The 5,488-nt window shown below is 74.3% G+C and carries 2 protein-coding genes; both read left to right on the plus strand.

Annotated features, from left to right (window positions below):
• Window positions 1-729: beta-ketoacyl reductase (locus ACGFYH_RS37150; protein ID WP_393807588.1), on the plus strand; the 729-nt coding region annotated here is incomplete at its 5' end.
• Between the two features lie 81 nt (window positions 730-810).
• The coding region (locus ACGFYH_RS37155) for a beta-ketoacyl synthase N-terminal-like domain-containing protein (RefSeq protein WP_393807589.1) at window positions 811-5,488 on the plus strand (4,678 nt) is incomplete at its 3' end.

The following is a 5,488-nucleotide window of genomic DNA, read 5'->3' on the forward strand; positions in this document are numbered from 1 at the left end:
GGTTTGGAGCGGGCGGATCTGGCGCGGATGCGTCGGACGGGTGTGTTGCCGATGTCCACACAGGACGGACTGCGACTCCTCGACACCGCCGAACGGTCGACGGACGGCCTGGTCGTGGCCGCGCGGTTCGACCCCCGGACCCTGGCCGCGGGCGGCGCCGACGGTGCCGTCGGGCTCCTGGCGCGAGACGACCGCGCACGCACCTCCGTACCCCTCCGACGCCGCACCGTCGCCTCCGTGGAGGACGACGTGCAGCCGGGCGGCCCCGCACTGCCGGCGCGCCTCGCCGGACTGCGCGACACCGAACGGCACCAGCTGGTCCTGCGCACCGTGAGGGAACACGCGGCGACCGTGCTGGGGTACGACTCGGCCACCGCGATCCCCGTCGACCGGGGTTTTTTGAATCTCGGCATCGACTCGCTCACCGCGGTCGAGCTGCGCAACCGGCTCAAGACCGAGACCGGCCTGCCTCTGCCCGCCACCCTGGTCTTCGACCATCCCGATGCCAGCCGCCTCGCCCACTACCTCGGGCAGGCGCTGGCCCCGGAGGAGGCCGACGGCACACCCGCGGACAAAGACGCCGACGCCGACCCGGGACGGCGGCCACCCGCCGGCAGCGCTCCGGCGACCGCCCCCGAAGCCGATACGCCCGACGTGTCCGGGCAGCTGGAGTCGGCGGACGCCGACGAACTCTTCGACTTCATCGACCGGGAGTTCGGACCGAACTGACCGCCACAGCACCCCCGGCCCCCCGCGGCCGGGCGTGCGCCGTCCGACCGCTGACACCGCGCAAGACCATGTGAGGCCCTGATGCCGGAAGACGACAAGCTCCTCGGCTACCTGCGCCGGGTGACCGCCGACCTGCACGACACCCGGGGACGGCTGCGCCGGATCGAGGCCGCGGCCCACGAACCGATCGCCGTCGTCGGCATGGCCTGCCGCTTCCCCGGCGGCGTCACCACCCCCGAGGAGCTCTGGCAGCTCGTCCGCGACGGCGCCGACGCCATCACCCCCTTCCCCGACGACCGGGGCTGGGACACCGACGCCCTCTACGACCCCGACCCGGACGCCCCCGGACGCACCTACGTCCGTGAGGGCGGCTTCCTGCACGACGCCGGCCACTTCGACGCCGGCTTCTTCGGGATCTCCCCGCGTGAGGCCGACGCGATGGACCCCCAGCAGCGCCTCCTGCTCGAAGCGTCCTGGGAAGCCGTCGAACGGGCGGGCATCGACCCCGCCACCCTCAAGGGCCGCGCCGCCGGGGTATTCGTCGGCGCCGTCGCGCTCGACTACGGGCCGCCCCTGGACGCCGCCGACGGCATCGAGGGGCACCTGATGACCGGCACGACCACCAGCGTCCTGTCCGGCCGCATCTCCTACACGCTCGGACTGCAGGGGCCCGCCGTCACGGTGGACACCGCCTGCTCGTCGTCCCTCGTCGCCCTGCACCTGGCCGTGCGCTCCCTCCGCCAGGGCGAGTGCGATCTCGCCCTCACCGGCGGTGTCACCGTCATGCCCACCCTCGGCACCTTCATGGGGTTCAGCCGTCAGCGGGGCCTCGCCCCCGACGGCCGGTGCAAACCCTTCTCCGCCGCCGCCGACGGCTTCGGCCCGGCGGAGGGCGCCGGCATGTTCTGCCTCGAACGGCTCTCCGACGCCCGCCGGGGCGGACACCGTGTCCTCGCCGTCGTCCGCGGCACGGCGGTCAACCAGGACGGTGCCAGCAGCGGACTCTCCGCTCCGAACGGCCCCGCACAACAACAGGTCATCCGGGCGGCGTTGGCCGATGCCGGGCTCGACGGATCCGACGTGGACGTGGTGGAGGCGCACGGCACCGGCACCAAGCTGGGCGACCCGATCGAGGCCGGGGCACTGCAAGCGACATACGGGCAAGGGCGCGATCCCGAACGGCCGTTGTGGCTGGGGTCGGTGAAGTCGAACATCGGGCACACCCAGGCCGCCGCCGGAGCCGCCGGCGTCATGAAGACCGTACTGGGCCTGCGGCACCGGGAACTGCCGCGTACCCTCCACGCCGACGATCCGTCCCCGCACGTCGACTGGTCCACCGGCACCCTGCGGCTGCTCACCCGGCCCGTTCCCTGGACCCGGGGCGAACGGCCGCGCCGGGCCGGGGTGTCGTCGTTCGGCGTCAGCGGCACCAACGCCCACGTCATCATCGAAGAGGCCCCCGGCACCGAAGAGACACCGGCCACCGACGAGGCGGGAGCCGGCGGGACGCGGACCGACGGCGCGCCGGTCGACGAGGCGACCGTGGAGCAGTCGGGCCGAACGCTGCCCACCGTGCCCTGGATCCTGTCCGCCAAGTCCGCCGCGGCCCTGCGCGACCAGTCCGCGCGGCTCGCCGCCCACGCCGAACTGCACCCCGGCCAGACGCCCGCCGACGTCGGCTGCGCCCTGGCCACCACGCGCACCGCCTTCGACCACCGGGCGGTACTCCTCACCCCGGAACACGGCGACGCCGCGAGCCTGCTGCGGCAGTACGCGTCGGGCGAGGAACCCGCACCCGCCGAGTTCGTCACCGGCACGGTCCACGACGGGATCGGCCCCGTCTTCGTCTTCCCGGGGCAGGGCTCGCAGTGGACCGGTATGGCCGTCGAACTGCTCGACGCGTCAACGGTGTTCGCTCGGCGCATGGACGAGTGCGCCGCGGCGCTCGCACCGCATCTGGACGTCCCCCTGGTGCAAGCGCTGCGGGACGAGACGGCGTTGGAACGAGTGGAGGTCGTCCAGCCCGCGCTGTGGGCGGTCATGGTCTCTCTGGCCGCGGTGTGGGAGTCCTACGGCGTCCGGCCGGCCGCGATCGTGGGCCACTCGCAGGGCGAGATCGCCGCCGCGGTCGTGGCGGGCGCGTTGAGCCTGGAGGACGGGGCGCGGGTGGTGGCGCTGCGCAGCCGGGCGCTGACGGCACTCGCCGGCCGCGGCGGCATGGCCTCCGTCACCGCACCCGCGGACGACGTGCGCCGTGCCGTCGCGTCCCACGACGGCGCCCTGTCCGTCGCCGCGGTCAACGGCCCCTCGCACCTCGTGGTCTCCGGCGACGCCGCCGCGCTCGACGGACTGCTCGCCGCGTACGACGCCGACGGCGTGCGTACCCGCCGCATACCGGTCGACTACGCCTCCCACTCGGTCCACGTGGAGGAGATCCGCGCCGAGGTCGAGAAAGCGGCGTCCGGTCTCTCGCCACGCCCCTCGGACGTGCCGTTCTACTCCACCGTGACCGCAGGGAAGGCCGACACGACCACGCTGGACGCCGCTTACTGGTACCGCAATCTCCGCTCCCGGGTCCGCTTCGAGGACACCGTGCGCGCCCTGCTCGACGCGGGGTTCCGCCACTTCGTCGAGATCAGCCCGCACCCGGTGCTCACCCCCGGCGTGGAGCGGACCGCCGAGGACCACGGCAGCGACGTGGCGGCGGTCGGGACGCTGCGGCGCGGCGACGCCGGCGAACCCCGGCTGCTCAGGTCCCTCGCCGAGGCCCACGTCGCCGGAGTTCCGGTGGACTGGTCCCGCGTGTTCGACGCGACCGGAGCCGTCCACGTCGACCTGCCGACCTACGCCTTCCAGCGCACCCGGCACTGGCTCGAATCCGCCACGACGGCCACCGCCGACGTCGCCGCCACGGGCATGGAACCCGTCGGCCACCCGCTGCTCGACGCGGGTGTGCCCCTGCCCGACTGCGACGGCCACGTGTTCACCGGCCGCTGGTCCCTGCGCACCCACCCGTGGCTGGCCGACCACACGGTCACGGACCGGGCGGTCGTCCCGGGCGGCGCCCTCGTCGAGACCGTGCTGCGCGCGGCGGACGCCGTCGGCTGCGACAGGCTGGAAGAGCTCAGCATCGAAAAACCGATCGTGCTCCCCGCGGACGGCGGTGCCCTGCGCGTCCAGGTCACGGTGGGCGGCCCCGAGGGCGCCGACGGCCGCCGTGCCGTCGGCGTGTACATCGGTGACACCGACGGCGTCCGGTCACGGCACGCCCGTGCCACCCTCACGGCCGCTGCCGACCACCGCGAACCCGTGGGCCTCGACGCCTGGCCCCCCGCCGACGGCGCCCGGCGGGTCGACACGCGTGGGCTGTACGAGCGGCTGGCCGCCACCGGACTCTCCTACGGCCCCGTCTTCCGCGGCCTCGGCGCCGTCTGGAGCCAAGGCGACACGATCTACGCCGAGGTCACCCTGCCCGACGAGGCGCAGCGGAACACCGACGGGTTCGGCCTGCACCCGGCGCTGCTGGACGCCGCCCTGCACGCGTGGCCGGCCCGCGCGGACGAGGATCCCACCTCCGTCGAACTGCCCTTCCTGTGGACCGGTGTGTCCCTGTACGCCACGGGGGCGTCGCGTCTGCGCGTACGACTCACGCCGGTCGCCGGCGGGGGCGTGTCGGTGCTCCTGGCGGACGACACGGGCCGGCCGGTGGCCTCCGTCGAGACACTCGTGACCCGTCCTCTCCAGGACGCCGACGCGACGCTCGGAGGCGGGACGGGCACCTTGCACCGCGTGCGGTGGACCCCTGTACCGCCGCCGGACGCCGACACGGCACCGGCCCTCGCGTGTGTCGGCCCTGGGATCCCGGCCGCCGGTCTCGAAGGCATCGCGTCATGCCACGACAGCCTGACCGGCCTGGCCGAGCAACTGGCCGACGGCCGGTGCGCGGCACCGGCGTACGTGCTGACGAGCGTGGTCCAGGACCCGGCGGTCCCGGCCGCTGCCGAGGAGGACACGGCGGGGGAGGCTCTGGCCGCCGCCGGGCGTGCGCTGGCACTCGTGCAGTCCTGGCTGGCCGACGAGGCCTGGTCCGCCACCGGCGCCAAGCTGGTGCTGCTCACCCGGGGAGCCGTCGCCGCGGGACCCGGTGAGGGCGTGCGGGACCTCGCCGCCACACCCGTCTGGGGCCTGGTGCGCTCCGCGCAGTCGGAACACCCCGGCCGGTTCGTCCTGGCCGACCTCGACCTCGACCCGGCCTCGCTCGCCGCACTGCCGTCCGCCCTCGGCACCGGGGAACCGCAACTGGCGCTCCGGCGGGGCGAGACCCTGGTCCCGCGCCTCACCGCGGTACCGGAGTATCCCGAACTCCCCGAGGGAAACTGGCAGTTGCGTGCCACGCCCGGAGGGGCGCTGGACGGAGTCACCCCGGTTCCCGCCGCGGCGGATACCCGGCCACTCGGCGAGCGCGACGTACGTATCGAGGTCCGGGCCTGCGGCGTCAACTTCCGTGACGTGCTGATCTCGCTGGGCACCTACCCGGACGCGGAGAACGCGCGGACGGGCAGCGAGGGCGCCGGTGTCGTCACCGGGATCGGCCCCGGTGTGACGGGCTTGGCCGTCGGCGACCGGGTCATGGGCCTGGGAGGCGACTGGTTCGGCTCGTTCACCGTGGTGGATGAGCGGGTGGTGGTGCCGGTCCCGGAGGGGTGGTCGTTCGTTGAGGCCGCTTCGGTTCCGGTGGCGTTTGTGACGGCGTTCTACG

Source organism: Streptomyces sp. NPDC048392 (genome assembly GCF_043200575.1).
In the GTDB taxonomy this organism is placed as follows: Bacteria; Actinomycetota; Actinomycetes; order Streptomycetales; family Streptomycetaceae; genus Streptomyces.